The organism is Moorena sp. SIO3B2 (assembly GCF_010692525.1).
In the GTDB taxonomy this organism is placed as follows: Bacteria; Cyanobacteriota; Cyanobacteriia; order Cyanobacteriales; family Coleofasciculaceae; genus Moorena; species Moorena producens.
In genome coordinates this window covers 1-1,114 of record NZ_JAAHHE010000971.1, presented here as the reverse complement: position 1 = coordinate 1,114, position 1,114 = coordinate 1, and the positions used below count along the sequence as shown (strand labels likewise).

Here is a 1,114-nt window from a genome sequence, read left to right as displayed (position 1 = left end):
ATCAGCAAGGTGCATTCAAGAACCGTCGGGAAATCCTTAAGGTACCGAAGCTAGGGCCAAAAGCCTTCGAGCAGTCAGCAGGATTCCTAAGGATTCGCAACGGGGATAATCCGTTGGATAACACAGCCGTGCATCCAGAGAGTTATCCCGTAGTTAAAGCGATCGCATTGGATTTGCAGTTACCTCTAGCCAAGATTAACCAAGGAGCAGATCGGTTCAAATCAGTAGATTTGAACCGTTACGTCACAGATACCATAGGCTTACCAACCCTAAAGGATATTATCCAGGAATTAGAAAAGCCAGGACGAGACCCGAGGGCTGAGTTTAAGTACGCCACCTTCAAAGAAGGCGTAAATGAGCTCAAAGACCTTAGTCCTGGAATGGAATTAGAAGGAATTGTCACCAATGTGGTAAACTTTGGAGCCTTCGTAGATATCGGCGTGCATCAAGATGGGTTAGTTCACATCTCCCAACTAGCTGACCGGTTTGTAGAGGATCCCAAACAGATAGTGAAAGTGGGACAGGTGGTCAAGGTGCGGGTTATGGAAGTGAATGAAAAACTAAAGCGCGTTAGTTTATCCATGCGATCGCGCTAAATGTTGCGTAGGGTGCGTTAGGGGGGCTCTGATTTTATCGGTAGCCACGGTTAGGTTGCTGCCCGTAACGCACCACCGGGTCAAACAGCTTTTAGGAGATGCACCCATTGCGATCGCGTCAATAGGGGCGATCACAATATTAAGGAGAATTCCTAAAACCCTTATATTACAAGCTAAACCATTGGCTGTTCCCTATTCCCTGTTCCCTATTCCCTGTTCCCTATTCCCTGAGCGCAGCGCAGTAGTTTATCAATTTTGGGTAGAAATAATAGGTATTTCTTGAACTTCGCTGCCATAATACAGGCAAAAGAAGATAAGGCCAGAAATTATGAAATTCAGAATCTTAGGAATTAGTGTACTGCTAGCCTCCTTAGGGTTAATCGCTCCTATAAATGCTGAACAGCGCGAGCAGTATCTACAACTGCTGCAAACTAAGGAATGTCGAAGCTGTGACCTGGTAAATTCTGACCTAGCCAGAGCTGATTTGAGGGAAGCAGACCTGAGATATGCTAACCTCC

The 1,114-nt window shown here is 46.0% G+C and carries 2 protein-coding genes; both read left to right on the top strand.

The window, feature by feature from the left end; all coding sequences use genetic code 11:
- A partial coding sequence (locus F6K38_RS42805) for a S1 RNA-binding domain-containing protein (RefSeq protein WP_287360987.1) occupies positions 1-596 on the top strand: 596 nt, incomplete at its 5' end.
- Between the two features lie 328 nt (positions 597-924).
- The coding region (locus tag F6K38_RS42800; protein WP_287360985.1) for a pentapeptide repeat-containing protein at positions 925-1,114 on the top strand (190 nt) is incomplete at its 3' end.